The 16,875-nt window shown below is 58.1% G+C and carries 19 protein-coding genes; 13 read left to right on the top strand and 6 right to left on the bottom strand.

From position 1 onward, the window contains the following. Positions 1-244 precede the first annotated feature (244 nt). From JWR17_RS05455 to pilG, 4 genes are all read right to left on the bottom strand, one after another. Positions 245-2,275: a methyl-accepting chemotaxis protein gene (locus JWR17_RS05455; protein WP_299829064.1), complete on the bottom strand. Its 2,031-nt coding sequence runs from the start codon at positions 2,273-2,275 to the stop codon at positions 245-247. Between the two features lie 78 nt (positions 2,276-2,353). Beyond that, a complete protein-coding gene (locus JWR17_RS05450; protein ID WP_299829062.1) occupies positions 2,354-2,896 on the bottom strand; it encodes a chemotaxis protein CheW in 543 nt (180 codons plus the stop codon). An 11-nt stretch (positions 2,897-2,907) separates the two neighbouring features. Then, positions 2,908-3,273 carry a twitching motility response regulator PilH gene (gene pilH / locus JWR17_RS05445; RefSeq protein ID WP_299829060.1) on the bottom strand — a complete coding sequence of 122 codons (366 nt, stop codon included), beginning with the start codon at positions 3,271-3,273 and terminating at the stop codon, positions 2,908-2,910. A gap of 50 nt (positions 3,274-3,323) precedes the next feature. Next, a complete protein-coding gene (gene pilG, locus JWR17_RS05440; RefSeq protein WP_299829058.1) occupies positions 3,324-3,734 on the bottom strand; it encodes a twitching motility response regulator PilG in 411 nt (136 codons plus the stop codon). 250 nt (positions 3,735-3,984) lie between these two features. Here pilG and gshB point away from each other — a divergent pair, with 250 nt between their 5' ends. From gshB to JWR17_RS05405, 7 genes are all read left to right on the top strand, one after another. Then, a complete protein-coding gene (gene gshB / locus JWR17_RS05435) occupies positions 3,985-4,938 on the top strand; it encodes a glutathione synthase (protein ID WP_299829056.1) in 954 nt (317 codons plus the stop codon). A 243-nt stretch (positions 4,939-5,181) separates the two neighbouring features. Further along, positions 5,182-6,081 carry an energy transducer TonB gene (locus JWR17_RS05430; RefSeq protein WP_299829054.1) on the top strand — a complete coding sequence of 300 codons (900 nt, stop codon included), beginning with the start codon at positions 5,182-5,184 and terminating at the stop codon, positions 6,079-6,081. A 56-nt stretch (positions 6,082-6,137) separates the two neighbouring features. Further along, complete coding sequence (locus JWR17_RS05425) at positions 6,138-6,707, top strand: YqgE/AlgH family protein (RefSeq protein WP_299829052.1); 570 nt, start codon at positions 6,138-6,140, stop codon at positions 6,705-6,707. Beyond that, positions 6,707-7,147 (top strand): Holliday junction resolvase RuvX, encoded by a 441-nt coding sequence (gene ruvX, locus JWR17_RS05420; RefSeq protein WP_299829051.1) that lies wholly within the window; start codon positions 6,707-6,709, stop codon positions 7,145-7,147. Before JWR17_RS05425 ends, ruvX begins: the two co-directional genes overlap by 1 nt. Before the next feature lie 91 nt (positions 7,148-7,238). Continuing rightward, positions 7,239-7,754, top strand: coding sequence for a bifunctional pyr operon transcriptional regulator/uracil phosphoribosyltransferase PyrR (gene pyrR / locus JWR17_RS05415; RefSeq protein ID WP_299829049.1), 516 nt, complete (start codon positions 7,239-7,241; stop codon positions 7,752-7,754). Between the two features lie 22 nt (positions 7,755-7,776). After that, positions 7,777-8,781 (top strand): aspartate carbamoyltransferase catalytic subunit, encoded by a 1,005-nt coding sequence (locus JWR17_RS05410; protein WP_299829047.1) that lies wholly within the window; start codon positions 7,777-7,779, stop codon positions 8,779-8,781. Next, the gene (locus tag JWR17_RS05405; protein ID WP_299829045.1) at positions 8,778-10,049 is read left to right on the top strand and encodes a dihydroorotase; all 1,272 of its coding nucleotides are present in this window, start codon (positions 8,778-8,780) and stop codon (positions 10,047-10,049) included. Before JWR17_RS05410 ends, JWR17_RS05405 begins: the two co-directional genes overlap by 4 nt. A gap of 80 nt (positions 10,050-10,129) precedes the next feature. Here the strand turns inward: JWR17_RS05405 and JWR17_RS05400 are convergent, their stop codons facing one another. Then, on the bottom strand, positions 10,130-10,549 hold the full coding sequence (locus tag JWR17_RS05400; protein ID WP_299829043.1) for a TM2 domain-containing protein: 420 nt from the start codon (positions 10,547-10,549) through the stop codon (positions 10,130-10,132). A 250-nt stretch (positions 10,550-10,799) separates the two neighbouring features. Here JWR17_RS05400 and JWR17_RS05395 point away from each other — a divergent pair, with 250 nt between their 5' ends. Continuing rightward, positions 10,800-11,576, top strand: coding sequence for a C40 family peptidase (locus JWR17_RS05395; RefSeq protein ID WP_299829041.1), 777 nt, complete (start codon positions 10,800-10,802; stop codon positions 11,574-11,576). 111 nt (positions 11,577-11,687) lie between these two features. Here the strand turns inward: JWR17_RS05395 and JWR17_RS05390 are convergent, their stop codons facing one another. After that, a complete protein-coding gene (locus tag JWR17_RS05390; RefSeq protein ID WP_299829039.1) occupies positions 11,688-12,722 on the bottom strand; it encodes a type IV pilus twitching motility protein PilT in 1,035 nt (344 codons plus the stop codon). A gap of 54 nt (positions 12,723-12,776) precedes the next feature. Between JWR17_RS05390 and JWR17_RS05385 the strand changes: the two genes are divergently transcribed. The 5 genes from JWR17_RS05385 to metW all read left to right on the top strand — a co-directional run bounded on the left by JWR17_RS05385 (position 12,777) and on the right by metW (position 16,859). Further along, complete coding sequence (locus JWR17_RS05385) at positions 12,777-13,463, top strand: YggS family pyridoxal phosphate-dependent enzyme (RefSeq protein ID WP_299829037.1); 687 nt, start codon at positions 12,777-12,779, stop codon at positions 13,461-13,463. Positions 13,464-13,487: 24 nt separating this feature from the next. Further along, entirely contained in the window at positions 13,488-14,306 is an 819-nt protein-coding gene (gene proC / locus JWR17_RS05380) for a pyrroline-5-carboxylate reductase (protein WP_299829034.1), read from the top strand. Positions 14,307-14,316: 10 nt separating this feature from the next. Next, the gene (locus JWR17_RS05375; RefSeq protein WP_299829032.1) at positions 14,317-14,907 is read left to right on the top strand and encodes a YggT family protein; all 591 of its coding nucleotides are present in this window, start codon (positions 14,317-14,319) and stop codon (positions 14,905-14,907) included. Positions 14,908-15,091: 184 nt separating this feature from the next. Next, a complete protein-coding gene (locus tag JWR17_RS05370) occupies positions 15,092-16,231 on the top strand; it encodes a homoserine O-acetyltransferase (protein WP_299829030.1) in 1,140 nt (379 codons plus the stop codon). 7 nt (positions 16,232-16,238) lie between these two features. Next, complete coding sequence (gene metW / locus JWR17_RS05365) at positions 16,239-16,859, top strand: methionine biosynthesis protein MetW (protein WP_299829028.1); 621 nt, start codon at positions 16,239-16,241, stop codon at positions 16,857-16,859. The last annotated feature ends 16 nt before the right edge of the window (positions 16,860-16,875 follow it).

Genomic DNA, 16,875 nt, shown 5'->3' with positions numbered 1-16,875 from the left:
TACAGACAAGGTCAGGTGTAAAACCTGCCTTTAGGAGCGATCGGCCTCCCCCAGAAACGCACTACTTGTGTGTGTAACCTGTGACCATAACCTCTTTCGTTGGGCACAGGGACAACATACAAGGAGCTGCCGAAGGCTGCGAAAAGGCCGGGACGGTCTTCACAGGTATAACTGTCGCAACCGGTGCCCGGTTGATCGCAGCCTTCGGCAGTTCCTACAGATGCAATATCCGGCATTTCATCGTTCACTGAAGCGGCAAGGTAAATCCAGACACCGAGCGGCGCATTTCGCTGGCCATTTTTGCCAGGTTGCCGATGCTTTCCGCAGTGGCGGTAGTGCCCGACGTGGTTTGCGTGGTGGTTTGTTGAATCACCGCCATGGTCTGGGAAATCTGTCCCGCCGACGTCGCTTGCTGCTGCGCTGCATTGGTGATGCTTTCGATCAGTGCCGCGAGGGTTTTCGATACACCTTCGATTTCTTCAAGGGCCACTCCGGCATCCTGCGCCAGTCGCGCGCCGCGCACCACTTCACTGGTGGTTTGCTCCATGGAAATCACGGCTTCGTTAGTGTCGTTTTGAATCGCACGTACCAGGGTTTCAATCTGCTTGGTGGCGGAGGACGAACGCTCCGCCAGACGTTGTACTTCGTCGGCGACGATGGCAAAACCGCGCCCGGCGTCTCCCGCCATGGACGCCTGAATCGCGGCGTTCAATGCCAAAATATTTGTCTGGTCGGCAATATCATCGATCAAGCTGACAATATCGCCAATCTCCTGAGAAGACTCACCCAAACGCTTGATACGCTTGGAGGTGTCCTGAATCTGCTCACGAATGTTGTCCATGCCGGTGATGGTGTTGTGCACCACCTCGTTGCCTTTGTTGGCAATCATCACCGAACGCCCGGCCACAGCCGATGACTCCGACGCGTTGGCCGACACTTCATCGATGGACAGCGCCATGTTATTGATCGCGGTCGAGGCAGCAGCGATCTGAAGCGCCTGATGTTCGGACGCAGCCGCCAGTTGCATGGCCGTGGTTTGGGTGTCCTCGACGGCAGACGCCACTTGCTCGGCGGTCAAGTTGATGGTCCCCACCAAATCCCGCAGCTGGTCGATGGAATAGTTAATGGAGTCTGCGATGGCCCCGGTGAAGTCTTCGGTGACTGATGCAGCAACGCGCAAGTCTCCGTCCGCCAGGTTCTCGATCTCATCAAGCAAACGCATGATCGCCGTTTGGTTGCGCTCGTTCTTCTCGGCGGTCTCACGTAATTGGCGGTTGGTCTCACGCACCATCACGATGCCAATCAAAATGATCGACATCAACGCGAACAAACCCAGCACATAACCGACGATGCTGTGCATGGATCGACCGCTGGCCTGGTGCTCAAAGCCGTTGGCCAACACCGACGCTTCGTCCAGCAAGGTTTGCGAGGTGGTGAAAATGGCGCTGGCGGACTCGCGCACCTGGAACAGTTCAGGCGAGGTTTCGAGGATTTCATCCACAGAGCCGGACACAAACTGGAACAGCTCGGCGATTTCGCTCAAGCGAGCGCGGGCGTCGGGGTCTTGAACCTGGGTGATTTTCATCGCCGCGTTGCCTTCCAGCATTCCGTTCAGCACACGACCAAACAGGCTGGCATCGCGACCGAACGCATCGGCGGCTTGCACGGCGGTATCGTCGCCAGCCAACACGGTGTTGACCGAGCCGAGAATTCGTTCAGCCAACAGCGACTGACGCTGGGCAACCACTACCTGGGTCGTAGGTGCATGGTTGAGGAGCAAACTGTCGACAACTTTCTCGTACTCGACCTGCAATTGCGGAATGGTTTCGGCCAGAGTTGCCGCCACTTGGTGCAGGGACAATACCGTCTGCTCACTGGAAACAATCACGTCCGTGCTTTTGCGCAGCTCCTCCCAGTCCCGCTGCACGGCCTGCATTTCGTCTTTCACTTCCGGTGGCGCAGGGGGCAGCCCGGTGAGCTTGTCGCCTTTTTTCAGCACGACCCAACGCTGGTCAAAATCGTTACGGGCATCGGCCAGCAGTTTGAACGCCGGGGCTTTACCAGACGCCGCCTCGCTGGCGTTTTTAGCGATGCGCTGGGACAGCACGCGCAATTCGCCCGCATGGCCGATGTACTGCTTGTCGTAATTCGACTGGGCATTGAGATAGGCGAAGTTAGCGAACAGCAACATGATGCAAATGATCAGGGCGACAAACAGCACTACGATCTGCGACCGACTGCGCGCACCTTCTAAAGACCTACCTGTCTTGCTCATTGATAAGGCCCGCCTGGACCAACTGCATTGTGCATCCCAGAAATAAAGAGCCTGGCCAGGCCCACCGAAATTACAGCGTTATATCCCTGCTACATCCATGAAGCGCGGCGACAGTGCCAACGCCCGAGGGCTGAACACCAGCCAGGCCTGCTCACGCAAAAACTGTCCGCGAATGAACGGCGCAAGCCCTGCATTGACTGCCACCAGCGGCTCCGGCATCAGGCTGCGGTGATTAAAATGCTGCATCCCCAACACTTCATCCACCATCAACCCGGCGAATACGTCCTGATGCTCTACCACCAATACCCGCCGCTCCTTACGCAAAGGCGACAGGTCGTGGCCGAAAAATGCGCATAAATCCATGATTGGCAGCAAACGTCCACGCAAATTGGCCACGCCCTTGATCCAAGGCTTCACCCCCGGTAACACGGCATAGCGCGGTTCATGGAGGATCTCGCCAATTTCTCCCATGGGCGCGACGTAACATTGATCGCCCATACGAAAACCGATCCCGGTCCAGTCTTGCTGTCGGGTTTCTTGCAACGGCAGGTCCGCCGCCAACGAGCGGCAACGCTGATCGATTTCAAGCAGCAACTGGAAAGCGGTTTGCGACTCAGCCATGACGACGGCCGTCAGCCTGCCAGCACTGAATTCAGGGTTTTGATCAGGGTTTCTTCGTCTACCGGTTTGGTCAGGTAGTCGCGTGCACCTTGGCGTGTGCCCCAGACCTTGTCGGTTTCCTGGTCCTTGGTGGTAATGATGATCACCGGAATCGAAGCCGTGTCGGGGTCTTTGGTCAACTGGCGTGTCGCCTGAAAGCCATTAAGGCCGGGCATCACGATGTCCATCAAGACTGCATCGGGTTTTTCCTGCCGCGCCAACGCAACGCCATCGGCGCCGTTTTCGGCTTTCAGGACCTGATGGCCGTGTTTTTCCAGCATGCCGGTGAGCTTGTACATTTCAGTCGGCGAATCGTCGACGATCAGAACGCGAGCCATGGTGTTCCCCAAATGCAGTGGACGCCCGCAACCGACAGGGTCAAAGGGCATCAAGATACTTGTTGTTCTACTGCCACGAATTCCGGCACATGGGCCTTGATCGCGTTCAGTAGCTCTTCCTTGCTAAAAGGCTTGGTCAGAAACTGGTCGGAGCCAACGATCCGGCCTTTGGCCTTGTCGAACAAGCCGTCCTTGGAGGACAGCATGATCACCGGGGTCGACTTGAACGCCCGGTTGTTTTTGATCAGGGCGCAGGTCTGATAGCCATCCAGACGCGGCATCATGATGTCGACAAAGATAATTCTAGGGTGATTATCAGCGATTTTCGCCAACGCATCGAACCCGTCAATCGCTGTGATAACTTCGCAACCGACGTTTTTCAACAGCGTCTCGGCCGTCCGACGAATCGTCTTCGAATCGTCGATAACCATCACTTTCAAAGCTGTGGAATGTTGATCCATGTGAGCTCTACCATCGCCGCGGCGAATCATTTACTGCAATATGCCCGGCATCAACGAGCCACTATCTGCCGCCAAACCCCGCATTAGCAGGGTCCGAGCTCAAGTGCCGAGCCTTTTTAGCACACTCTCCCTATGCAATCCATAAAGCCCTTTGTCACGCGCCTGCCCCTTGACCCGGAGCATGCACGGCGCCACCCTGACGCCTATTTTAAGGCCGTAGCGGCCCCATAACCATCAGAGGATTTTGCCCATGAGCGTTCGCCTAGGAATTGTCATGGACCCCATCGAGCGTATTTCCTATAAAAAGGATAGCTCGCTGGCCATGCTCCTTGCCGCCCAGGCTCGCGGTTGGACGTTGTTCTATATGGAGCAGCAAGACCTGTACCAGAACGCCGGGCAAGCGCGCGCGCGAATGAAACCGCTGAAAGTCTTTGCCGATCCTGCGCATTGGTTCGAACTTGAGGCCGAAATCGACGCTGGCCTGGACGATCTGGACGTGATCCTGATGCGTAAGGATCCGCCGTTCGACATGGAATTCGTCTACGCCACTTACCTGCTGGAACAGGCCGAGCGCGCTGGCGTGCTGGTGGTCAACCGCCCACAGAGCTTGCGTGACTGCAATGAAAAGCTGTTCGCTACGCTATTCCCGCAGTGCACGCCGCCGACCTTGGTCAGCCGTCGCGCCGATATTCTGCGCGGCTTCGCTGATTTGCACGGCGATGTGATCTTGAAACCCCTGGACGGCATGGGCGGCACGTCGATCTTCCGCCACCGCGTCGGCGACCCGAACCTGTCGGTGATTCTCGAAACCCTCACCAACAACGGCAACCAGCAAATCATGGCCCAAGGTTATTTGCCGGCGATCAAGGACGGCGATAAACGCATCCTGATGATCGACGGCGAACCCGTGCCCTATTGCCTGGCGCGCATTCCGGCAGCCGGCGAAACCCGCGGCAACCTCGCCGCCGGTGGCCGTGGCGAAGCCCGCCCACTCACCGACCACGACCGCTGGATCGCCGCCGAAGTCGGCCCTACCCTGCGGGAAAAAGGCCTGCTGTTCGTCGGCCTCGACGTCATCGGCGAGCACCTCACCGAAATCAACGTCACCAGCCCAACGTGCATACGCGAAATCGACAATGCGTTCGGCACCAATATCGGTTCGATGCTGATGGATGCGATCGAAGGGAAGTTGAAGGCGAAGTAACACCATTACCCCAACCTATATAACCCACTGAATTACCGCAAATCACTCTGTAGGAGCCAACGTGTTGGCGAGCCGCCCGGCCTGGCACGCCGTTAGGGCCTCTCGCCAACACGTTGGCTCCTACATTTTTTTTTGGGAGGGGTGTGCGCCCTACCTCACGCCAGACCAGCGTCCCCCGCAATAACCGGCCAGTGCGCTATCATGCGCGCCCTGTGAAACGTGGAATGTGATGCTGACTTGCCGATGAACGCCTTGGCTGACGATATGCCCCCCGAACTCTCCCGCAGCGGCGTGCGCCCGGCGGATCGGCTTGGGTTTACCTTGATGATTGCGGCGCTGATCCACGTGGCGGTGATCCTCGGTGTGGGCTTTACCTTCGTCAAACCGCAGGACATCAGCAGAACCCTGGAAATCACGCTTGCGACCTTCGCCAGTGAAGCGCCGCCGAAAAAAGCTGATTACCTTGCCCAGGACAACCAGCAGGGCAGCGGCACCCTGGACAAGAAGGCGATTCCCAAGACCACTGAAATTGCACCGTTTCAGGACACCAAGATCAATAAGGTGACACCGCCGCCCCCTGCCGTGAAACCGGTGGAGAAGGTCGAAGCGCCGAAAGCCGCCGTGGCGACCAAGGCACAGAAGGCCCAGAAAACGGTCATCAAGCATGAAGAGGTCAAAGAGCAGCCAGCAGCCAAGGCCGAGCCGACCATCGACAGTGCCGAGTTATCCACCGAAATTTCCAGCCTGGAAGCCGAGCTGTCCAACGAACAGCAGTTGTACGCCAAGCGACCAAAGATCCATCGTCTCAGCGCCGCCTCGACCATGCGCGATAAAGGTGCCTGGTATAAAGAAGACTGGCGCAAGAAAATCGAACGCGTCGGCAACCTCAACTACCCGGAAGAGGCACGGCGCCAACAAATTCGCGGCAACTTACGGATGATGGTGTCGCTCAACCGTGACGGTTCGATCTACGAAATATTGGTACTTGAATCTTCCGGGCAACCACTACTGGACCAAGCCGCCCAGCGTATTGTGCGTTTGGCCGCCCCATTTGCGCCGTTCACCGGCGATCTTGCCGACATTGACCGCCTGGAAATCATTCGAACCTGGAAGTTCACCAACGACAAGCTGTCCAGTAACTGATGGCCTAGTCGTTTAGCCAGTTGTCAGGTCCCTCCACCAGCGCCACACTAGGGCTCATGAAAAACGTCTCCGCGAGCTACCTCAAGCATCACTTCCTGATCGCCATGCCGCACATGGCCGATCCGAACTTCGTGCAAACCCTCACCTACGTTGTCGAGCACAACGCCGAAGGTGCCATGGGTATTGTCATCAATCGACCGCAAAGCCTGACGCTGGCCGATGTGCTTGAACAATTGCGACCCGAAGTCACGGCTCATTCACGCTGCCAGTACATCCCTATTTTGACCGGCGGGCCGGTGCAAACCGACCGCGGTTTTGTATTGCACCCCACAGGTCAGGTATTTCAAGCGACGCTGGACCTCGGCGACTTGGCACTATCGACTTCTCAAGACGTATTGTTCTCCATCGCTGACGGCCATGGCCCGGAAAAAAGCGTGATCGCCCTTGGCTATGCCGGTTGGAACGCTGGCCAGCTAGACGCCGAGCTGTCGGCCAATGCATGGCTGACCTGCCCGTTCGACCCGGCCATTCTGTTCGACACGCCCATGGAACTTCGCCTGAATGCCGCCGCCGCGCGCCTGGGTGTCAACCTGAGCTTATTGACCAGCCAGGCGGGCCACGCCTGATGGCTGGATTACGTCTATTGCTGGGCTTTGATTACGGCACTAAACAGATCGGCGTTGCGGTCGGCCAGACCATAACCGGTCAAGCCCGCGAGCTGTGTATCTTGAAAGCCCAGAACGGTATTCCCGACTGGGACAAGGTGGAGGCCCTGGTCCGGGAATGGAAGCCTGATGCCATAGTCGTCGGCTTGCCGTTGAACATGGACGGCACGCCGAGCGACATGAGCGCCCGCGCAGAAAAGTTTTCGCGCCGACTTAACGGGCGCTACAACCTGCCCGTGTTTACCCACGATGAGCGCCTGACGACCTTTGAGGCCAAGGGAGAACGCCAAGCCCGAGGGGGCCAAAAAGGCACTTACCGCGACAATCCGGTAGACGCCATTGCCGCCGCGCTGCTGCTACAGGGCTGGCTGGATGCCAACGGCGCGCTGTTCGACGCCTGATCCGCAACCGGTTGGTTTGATTGACCCCAGAATCCAAGTTTCAGCCTGAGCGAACCGCGCCGCCGGCGCTCAGGCCATTGAAGGAGCAACCATGAGCCTGCCCAATCCCGCCGCCCTGATTAGCCAAATGGCCATCGACCTTACGGCGCACCTCAGCCAGCGCAGCATTAATGAACCGCGCTTCATCGGTATCCGTACCGGCGGCGTCTGGGTGGCTCAAGCACTGCTCGACGAGCTCGGCAGTCAGTCGCCGCTGGGCACGCTGGACGTATCGTTCTACCGCGATGACTTCAGCCAAAACGGCTTGCACCCGCAGGTGCGGCCCTCAGCCCTGCCCTTCGAGATTGAAGGCCAGCATCTGGTGTTGATTGATGACGTACTGATGAGCGGCCGGACCATCCGCGCCGCACTCAACGAGCTATTCGATTATGGCCGCCCAGCCAGCGTGACGCTGGTATGCCTGCTTGACCTGAATGCCGGGGAGCTGCCGATTCGCCCCAACGTGGTCGGTGCAACCTTATCGCTGCCGCCCAACGAGCGGGTCAAACTGCTCGGCCCAACGCCGCTCGCGCTTGAGTATCAAAATCTTTCCGCCGCCGCCCTCTAGCCCTTTATAAAGAGTCTTTGCGATGACGCCTCTCCACGCCAAGCGCCCGCTGCAGCTCAATCATCAGGGCCAGCTGCGCCATTTCCTCTCGCTTGATGGTTTACCCCGCGAGCTGTTGACTGAAATTCTCGACACCGCTGACTCGTTTCTTGAAGTCGGCGCTCGGGCGGTCAAAAAGGTCCCGCTGCTGCGCGGCAAGACCGTGTGCAACGTATTTTTCGAAAACTCGACCCGAACCCGCACTACCTTCGAATTGGCGGCTCAGCGTCTGTCAGCGGACGTGATCACGCTGAACGTGTCGACGTCGTCGACGAGCAAGGGCGAAACGCTGTTCGACACCTTGCGCAACCTTGAAGCCATGGCTGCCGACATGTTTGTGGTGCGCCACGGTGATTCGGGCGCCGCACATTTTATCGCCGAACACGTGTGCCCCGAGGTCGCAATCATCAATGGGGGTGACGGCCGCCATTCGCACCCAACCCAAGGCATGCTCGACATGCTGACGATTCGTCGGCACAAAGGCGGTTTTGAAAACCTTTCCGTGGCCATCGTCGGCGACATCCTGCACTCACGGGTAGCGCGCTCGAACATGATCGCGCTCAAAGCCCTGGGTTGCCCGGACATCCGTGTGATAGCGCCAAAGACGCTGTTGCCAGTGGGCATCGAGCAATATGGAGTCAAAGTCTTCACCGACCTGGCCACCGGCCTGAGAGACGTCGACGTAGTGATCATGCTGCGCCTGCAACGCGAGCGCATGCAGGGCGGTTTGTTGCCCAGCGAAGGCGAATTCTACCGCCTGTTCGGCCTGACCACGGCACGACTGGCTGGAGCAAAACCGGATGCCATCGTCATGCACCCCGGCCCGATCAATCGCGGAGTAGAAATAGAATCGGCCGTGGCTGACGGCGCGCAATCGGTGATTCTCAATCAAGTCACCTACGGCATCGCCATCCGCATGGCCGTATTGTCCATGGCCATGAGCGGGCAAACCGCACAACGTCAATTCGAGCAGGAGATCGCCCAGTGAAGCTCAGCATCCTCGGCGCTCGCGTCATCGACCCCGTCAGCGGTTTCGACCACGTCACTGACTTGCACCTGCACGGTGGCAAAATTGTCGCTATCGGCGCCGCACCGGCAGAATTCGTCGCGGTGCAGACCATTGAAGCCCAGGGTTTAGTCGCTGCACCGGGCCTGGTCGACCTCAGCGTTGCCCTGCGCGAGCCGGGTTACAGCCGCAAAGGCACGATTGCCAGTGAAACCCAGGCTGCGGCTGCCGGTGGTGTGACCAGCCTGTGCTGCCCGCCACGGACCAAACCGGTGCTGGACACGTCCGCCGTCGCCGAGCTGATCCTCGACCGCGCCCGTGAAGCCGGCAACTGTAAGGTATTTCCCATTGGCGCCTTCAGCAAAGGGCTGGAAGGTGAGCAGTTGGCTGAGTTGGTAGCGTTGCGTGACGCTGGCTGTGTGGCGTTTGGCAATGGTCTGGACAGCTTTCAAAATACCCGCACGCTATGCCGGGCAATGGAATACGCCGCGACGTTCGACCTGACGATCATCTTTCACTCTCAGGATCATGATCTGGCAGCGGGCGGCCTGGCCCATGAAGGCGCCACGGCGAGCTTCCTCGGTTTGCCGGGCATTCCCGAGACCGCAGAAACAGTGGCCCTGGCGCGCAATCTGTTGCTGGTGGAACAAAGCGGCGTACGTGCGCACTTCAGCCAGTTGACCAGCGCTCGCGGTGTCGAGCTGATTGCCCAGGCGCAGGCACGCGGCCTGCCGGTGACTGCCGACGTGGCGATGTATCAATTGATACTCACCGACGAAGCGCTGATCGATTTTTCCAGCCTGTATCACGTGCAGCCGCCGCTGCGCACCCGCGCCGACCGTGAAGGCCTGCGTGAGGCGGTAAGGTCCGGGGTGGTTCAAGCCATCTCCAGCCATCATCAACCCCACGAACGGGACGCCAAACTGGCACCTTTCGGCGCAACCGAACCGGGCATCAGCAGCGTCGAGCTGTTGCTGCCGCTGGCGATGACCCTGGTGGAAGACGGCTTGCTTGACCTGCCGACCCTCCTTTCGCGCCTCAGCGCCGGCCCTGCGGCGGCGTTGCGCCTGCCGGCCGGTCGGCTAACGGTCGGTGGCGCTGCGGACATCGTGCTATTCGATCCCACATCCTCGACCGTTGCCGGTGAGAAGTGGCTATCCAAAGGCGAAAACTGCCCATTCATTGGGCACTGCCTGCCAAGTGCAGTGCGTTACACCCTGGTGGACGGCCGGGTAAGCTACGGCGCTTGAAGGATGGCCTCGCCTTGCGGTGTGTCTGACATACCGCGGCGTGGCTTACCGGATGTATTCGGTCCTACAGGGATTGTTGCTTACCCCTGCTGCGCGTTCTTCACGGAAATCTGTTCATTCAATGTCCAGAAGTCATACAGCACGCCCAGCAGAAACAAGCCTCCGGTCAGAAAGTAAACAATCCCACTGATCCATTTTCCCTGGTACAAGCGGTGCGCACCGAACACGCCGAGAAAGGTCAGCAATACCCAGGCGACGTTGTAATCGGTCGAGCCGGCGTTGAAGCGCAGGTCGGCTTCGCGATCCATGGCCGGAATCAAAAACAGGTCGATCAGCCAGCCGATACCCAACAGCCCGAAGGTGAAAAACCAGATCGTTCCCGTGACAGGCTTGCCGTAATAGAACCGATGCGACCCGGTGAAGCCGACAATCCACAACAAATATCCAAGGAGTTTGCTGTGGGTATTTTGCGGTTGCTGATCTTGTCGATAGCTGTTCATTTACTGCCTCTTCAACGCCGATAGAAAAAAATATCTGTATTTTGTGTGACTTTAATTTGGCGCCCCGACAGATGGCAAAGCGCTTGGACCACCGCTGTAAGTCTTTGTTTCAGCGGGCTTGAACAATTCGGTGTGACACATTAACGCAACACATCTGTGCGCCGCCGCGTAAAAGTTTCGACAAGTGGGGTCGGAATCCGTGGAAAAGCTGTTATAAAGTTGCGCGCTGACCAACAAAGAGCCTTGCCGAATGCGTCCAATTTTTAAGACATGGCTAACCATCTGCCTATTTATGCCCCTGGCCGCCCACGCCACCAATCGTGAGCAACAACTACCGCCAAGTTTCAACGGCCACACATCGAAAACCCATTCTTCGCCCGTCACCATCGCCTCAAAAACACCTGAAGCCAGCGAAGAAGAAAGTGCCGAAACGGCAGCCCCAGCGAAATCCTCTCACAAGAAATCCAGCAAACAGACCAGCACGAAAAATAAGCCCGCCAAACAAGCCGCAACGTCCAGACACAGCAAGACCTCCAACCAGGCTTCCCGTCACTCCGCTCATGGCAAATCATCTGTGGCCGCCATAGCGCCGCCGCAAATGCCCGCCAAACAGAGCAGTATTGTGTTGAGCCGGGCAGTGAACGTCTTGGGTACGCCTTATGTTTGGGGCGGCACTAGCCCAAGTAAAGGGTTCGATTGCAGTGGATTGGTTAAATACGCCTTTCGCGATGTGAAAGAAGCTGATCTGCCGCGCACGTCCAATGCCATGGCCGAAGGTCATGGGCAGCGCGTTGAACGCAAGGACTTGAAGCCCGGCGATTTGCTGTTCTTCAACATCAAAGGCCGTCAGGTAAATCACGTTGCTATCTACTTGGGCAACGATCGCTTTATTCACGCACCTCGCCGTGGAAAGGCCGTGACCATCGACACGCTGAGCAAACCGTATTGGGAAGACCACTACGTGCTTGCCAAGCGCGTCCTGCCAAAACAGAAGGCACAGCCCACTCTGCGCGTCAGCCAGCGTTGAGTGTGTCGCTGCACCGTGCAGCGTCAAAGCGCCGAGGGCTCCTTCGGCGCATCGATTTTCCCCGCTTAAACCCCCAATGTCGCGCCCAGCATAAGACCTCGCTCGAAACGACTAGAAATTGTCCGGGGTCTTGGCCTTTTCTCGCGCGCTTTCCCGGGTGACCAAGCCTTTGTTCACTAAGTCCTTGAGGCACATATCCAGCGTTTGCATGCCAAGCGAACCGCCGGTCTGGATCGACGAGTACATCTGCGCCACTTTGTCTTCGCGGATCAGGTTACGAATCGCTGCCGTGCCGATCATGATTTCGTGAGCCGCCACCCGCCCGCCGCCGACTTTTTTCAGCAGCGTCTGGGAAATCACTGCTTGCAGCGACTCAGACAGCATCGAACGCACCATGGACTTTTCTTGCGCCGGGAACACGTCGACCACCCGGTCGATGGTTTTCGCCGCCGAGGTGGTGTGCAGCGTGCCGAAGACCAAGTGACCGGTTTCAGCGGCGGTCAACGCCAGGCGAATGGTTTCAAGGTCGCGCATTTCGCCCACAAGGATGACGTCCGGGTCTTCCCGCAACGCCGAACGCAATGCCTCGGCAAAACCCAGCGTGTCGCGGTGCACTTCTCGCTGGCTGACCAGGCATTTCTTCGATTCGTGAACGAATTCGATGGGGTCTTCAATCGTCAGGATATGGTGGTGCTTGGTGCTGTTCAGGTAATCGATCATCGCCGCAAGGGTGGTGGACTTGCCGGAACCCGTCGGTCCCGTTACTAACACCAGCCCGCGGGGCACGTCGGTAATCTTGCGAAACACTTCTCCCATGCCGAGATCGTCCATGGTCAGGACCTTCGACGGAATGGTCCGAAACACCGCACCGGCACCGCGATTATGGTTAAAGGCGTTGACCCGGAAGCGCGCTACGCCAGGTACATCGAAGGAAAAATCCGTCTCCAGAAACTCTTCGAAATCCTTGCGCTGCTTGTCGTTCATGATGTCGTAGACCAGCCCTTGGACCTGTTTCTGGTCCAGCGCTGGCAGATTGATACGCCGCACATCACCGTCGACCCGAATCATCGGTGGCAGGCCGGCGGATAGGTGCAAATCTGATGCGCCTTGCTTGGCACTGAAGGCCAGCAGCTCGGTAATATCCATAGAGCTCCCCAATCACATAGAATGCCGCAGACTTTAGCCCTGCTGGCGCAAATCATGTCCACGATAGCAGACAACGTTTCCCAAGTTGATGAGCGAATTCGCGCCGCCGCCCTTGTGGCGCAACGGGATCCGAGCACCATCGGCCTATTGGCCGTAAGCAAGACCAAACCGGCCGCCGCACTGCGCGAAGCATATGCCGCTGGCCTGCACGATTTTGGCGAGAATTACCTGCAAGAAGCCTTGAGCAAGCAGCTTGAATTAGCGGACCTGCCCTTGTGTTGGCATTTCATCGGCCCCATTCAATCGAACAAGACTCGTGCTATTGCCGAACACTTCGCTTGGGTGCATTCCGTGGATCGTTTGAAAATTGCACAACGGCTATCTGAGCAACGCCCCGCCGAATTGCCTGCGCTTAACATCTGCATTCAAATCAATGTCAGCGGTGAAGCCAGCAAGTCTGGCTGCACCCCGGAAGACTTACCTGCGCTGGCTGCGGCGATCAGTCTTCTGCCGCGTTTGAAGCTGCGTGGCTTGATGGCCATTCCCGAACCCACCGACGACAGCGCTGCACAAAACGCCGCGTTTGCTGCCGTCAGCAGTCTGCAACACAGCTTGAACCTGCCGCTGGACACACTTTCCATGGGCATGAGCCACGACCTGGAGGCCGCCATTGCACAAGGCGCCACCTGGGTTCGCATCGGCACAGCCCTTTTTGGCGCCCGGGACTACGGCCAGCCATAACCCTTTGCTAACAGGAATCCAGTCATGAGCACGACTCGTATTGCCTTTATCGGCGCCGGCAACATGGCCACCAGCCTGATCGGTGGCTTGCGCGCCCAAGGTGTGGACGCTGCACTGATTCGCGCCAGCGATCCGGGTGCCGAGACCCGCGCCAGAGTGGCGGCTGAACACGGCATCGAACTGTTCGCCGATAACGCCGAGGCCATCGAAGGCGCGGACGTGGTGCTGATCGCGGTCAAACCGCAAATGATGAAAGCGATGTGCATCGCCCTGCGCCCGAATTTGAAGCCCCATCAGTTGGTAGTGTCGGTGGCCGCTGGCATTACTTGCGCCAGCATGAATAGGTGGCTGGGCGACCACCCCGTGGTGCGTTGCATGCCGAACACCCCAGCGCTGTTGCGTCAGGGTGTCAGCGGTTTATACGCCACCGCCCAAGTCTCCAATAACCAACGCGCCCAAGCCGAGCAATTGCTCTCGGCGGTGGGCATCGCGCTGTGGCTCGACGAAGAAAAACAACTGGATGCCGTCACCGCTGTCTCTGGCAGTGGCCCGGCGTATTTTTTCCTGCTGATCGAAGCGATGACCGCCACCGCCGAAAAACTCGGCCTGCCACGTGACATCGCCGTTCAGCTGACCAGGCAAACCGCCTTGGGCGCCGCGCTGATGGTCACGGGCAGCGATGTTGATGCGGCAGAGCTGCGTCGTCGCGTGACCTCGCCAGCCGGCACCACAGAGGCTGCAATCAAAGCGTTCCAGGCCGGCGGCTTCGAAGCCCTGGTCGACACCGCACTCACTGCTGCCGCGCACCGTTCGGCAGAGATGGCCGAACAGCTCGGTAAATAAGGAACTACGTATGAATGCACTTACTGGCGCCATGACTTTCGTTATCCAAACCCTGGTCAGTCTCTATCTGGCCATTGTTTTGCTGCGCTTTGTACTACAGCTGGTCAAGGCCAATTTTTATAACCCGCTCTGCCAATTCGCGGTGCGTGCCACACAACCGCTGCTCAAGCCCATCCGCCGGATAATTCCCAGCGTGCTGGGACTGGACACCTCATCATTGCTGCTGGCGATCATTATCCAGGCGTTGTTGATGGCTCTGGTATTAACGATAACTTACGGCACTATCGGCGATATCCCGCACTTGCTGGTCTGGTCGATCATCGGCGTCACCTCACTGTTCCTGAAAATCTTTTGGGTAGCGATGATCGTCATGGTGATCGTTTCCTGGGTCGCGCCCGGCAGTCATAACCCGGCTGCGGAACTGGCCTACCAGATTAGCGAACCGGTGCTGGCGCCATTTCGCCGATTAGTACCGAACCTTGGCGGCATGGATATTTCGCCGATCTTCGCTTTTATCGCGATCCAGGTGATCCAGTCCTACCTGATGCCCGCATTGGCTGCCTATGCAGAAATGCCGCAAGTGCTGTGGCGTTTGATCTGACTCGCACCCATCCCGAATGCGTCATGCCAAACATCTGTCGGCGCGAATTTGTTCGCGAAGCGGTGTAGCTGAAACACCGCTTTAAGTCCTCGCTGACACGTTGGCTTTTACAGGGACCGTGTTTGCTTGCCGCTAGGGGCAGCGGTCTTTAGACTTACGCCTCATTTATGCGAGAGCAGGGTCGATGCCCACGGTCTTTCCCCCCGATTCTGTTGGACTGGTCACGCCGCAAATGGCGCATTTCAGCGAGCCGCTGGCCTTGGCCTGCGGTCGTTCACTGCCCGCCTACGACTTGATTTACGAAACCTACGGCCAGCTCAACGCCGCTGGCAGCAACGCCGTGCTGGTCTGTCACGCGCTTTCCGGGCACCACCATGCGGCGGGCTTTCACAGCGCCGACGAGCGTAAGCCCGGTTGGTGGGACAGCTGCATAGGTCCCGCAAAGCCCATCGACACCAGCAAGTTCTTCGTCGTCAGCCTGAACAACCTTGGTGGTTGTAACGGTTCGACCGGCCCCAGCAGCATCAATCCCGAGACCGGTAAACCATTCGGTGCCGATTTCCCGGTGTTGACTGTCGAGGACTGGGTCCATAGCCAAGCCCGCCTCGCTGATCTGCTGGGCATCGTGCAATGGGCCGCAGTCGTCGGCGGCAGCCTGGGCGGCATGCAGGCATTGCAATGGACCATCAGTTACCCAGACCGGATCCGTCACTGCCTGGCAATTGCGTCGGCACCGAAGTTGTCCGCGCAAAACATTGCGTTCAACGAAGTGGCGCGGCAGGCGATTTTGTCCGACCCGGATTTCCATGGCGGCTACTTCCAGGAACACGGGGTTATTCCCAAACGCGGGCTGATGCTGGCGCGCATGGTCGGACACATCACTTATTTGTCCGACGACTCCATGGGCGAGAAATTCGGCCGTGGCCTGAAAAGCGAAAAGCTTAACTACGATTTCCACAGCGTAGAGTTTCAGGTTGAGAGTTACTTGCGCTACCAGGGCGAAGAATTCTCCGGTCGCTTCGACGCCAATACCTACCTGCTGATGACCAAGGCGCTGGACTACTTCGACCCCGCTGCCAATCACGGCGATAACCTGGCGCTGACGCTTGCCGGAGCCAAGGCCGACTTCTGCGTGATTTCCTTCACCACCGACTGGCGCTTCTCCCCGGCCCGTTCCCGGGAGCTGGTGGATGCGCTGATGGCAGCGAAAAAGAACGTCTGCTACCTGGAGATCGATGCGCCCCAAGGCCATGACGCCTTTCTGATTCCGATCCCGCGTTACTTGCAGGCCTTCACCAGCTACATGAACCGAATTGCACTCTGAGGACACCATGAGAGCCGACCTGGAAATTATCCAAGACTGGATCCCTGCCGGTAGCCGGGTGCTCGACCTCGGCTGCGGCGACGGCGAGCTGCTGGCGTGGCTGCGCGATAACAAGCAAGTCACTGGCTACGGCCTGGAAAACGACGCGGACAATATTGCCCGTTGTGTGGCCAAAGGCGTGAATGTCATCGAACAAGACCTGGACAAAGGCCTCGGTAATTTTGCCAGCAACAGTTTTGACATTGTCGTTATGACCCAGGCATTGCAAGCCGTGAGTTACCCGGACCGGATACTCGACGAGATGCTGCGCGTCGGTCGTCAGTGCATCATTACGTTCCCCAATTTCGGTCATTGGCGTTGCCGTTGGTACTTGGCGAGCAAGGGTCGGATGCCGGTTTCGGATTTTCTGCCGTACACCTGGTACAACACGCCTAACATTCACTTCTGCACCTTCGAAGACTTCGAAGCGCTGTGCCGGGGCCGTGACGCACAGGTCATTGACCGGTTAGCCGTCGATCAGCACCATCGTCACGGTTGGGCCAGCAAGCTTTGGCCTAACCTGTTAGGTGAGATCGGGATCTATCGGGTCAGCAGTCCTGGCTTTGAAGATCACCAGATCGCGATTTAACTGGGAACACCCAACC

This window comes from Pseudomonas sp. (assembly GCF_028293835.1).
GTDB lineage: Bacteria > Pseudomonadota > Gammaproteobacteria > Pseudomonadales > Pseudomonadaceae > Aquipseudomonas.
Note: the sequence above shows the minus strand (reverse complement) of the source record. Positions and strands in the feature narration are given on the sequence as shown.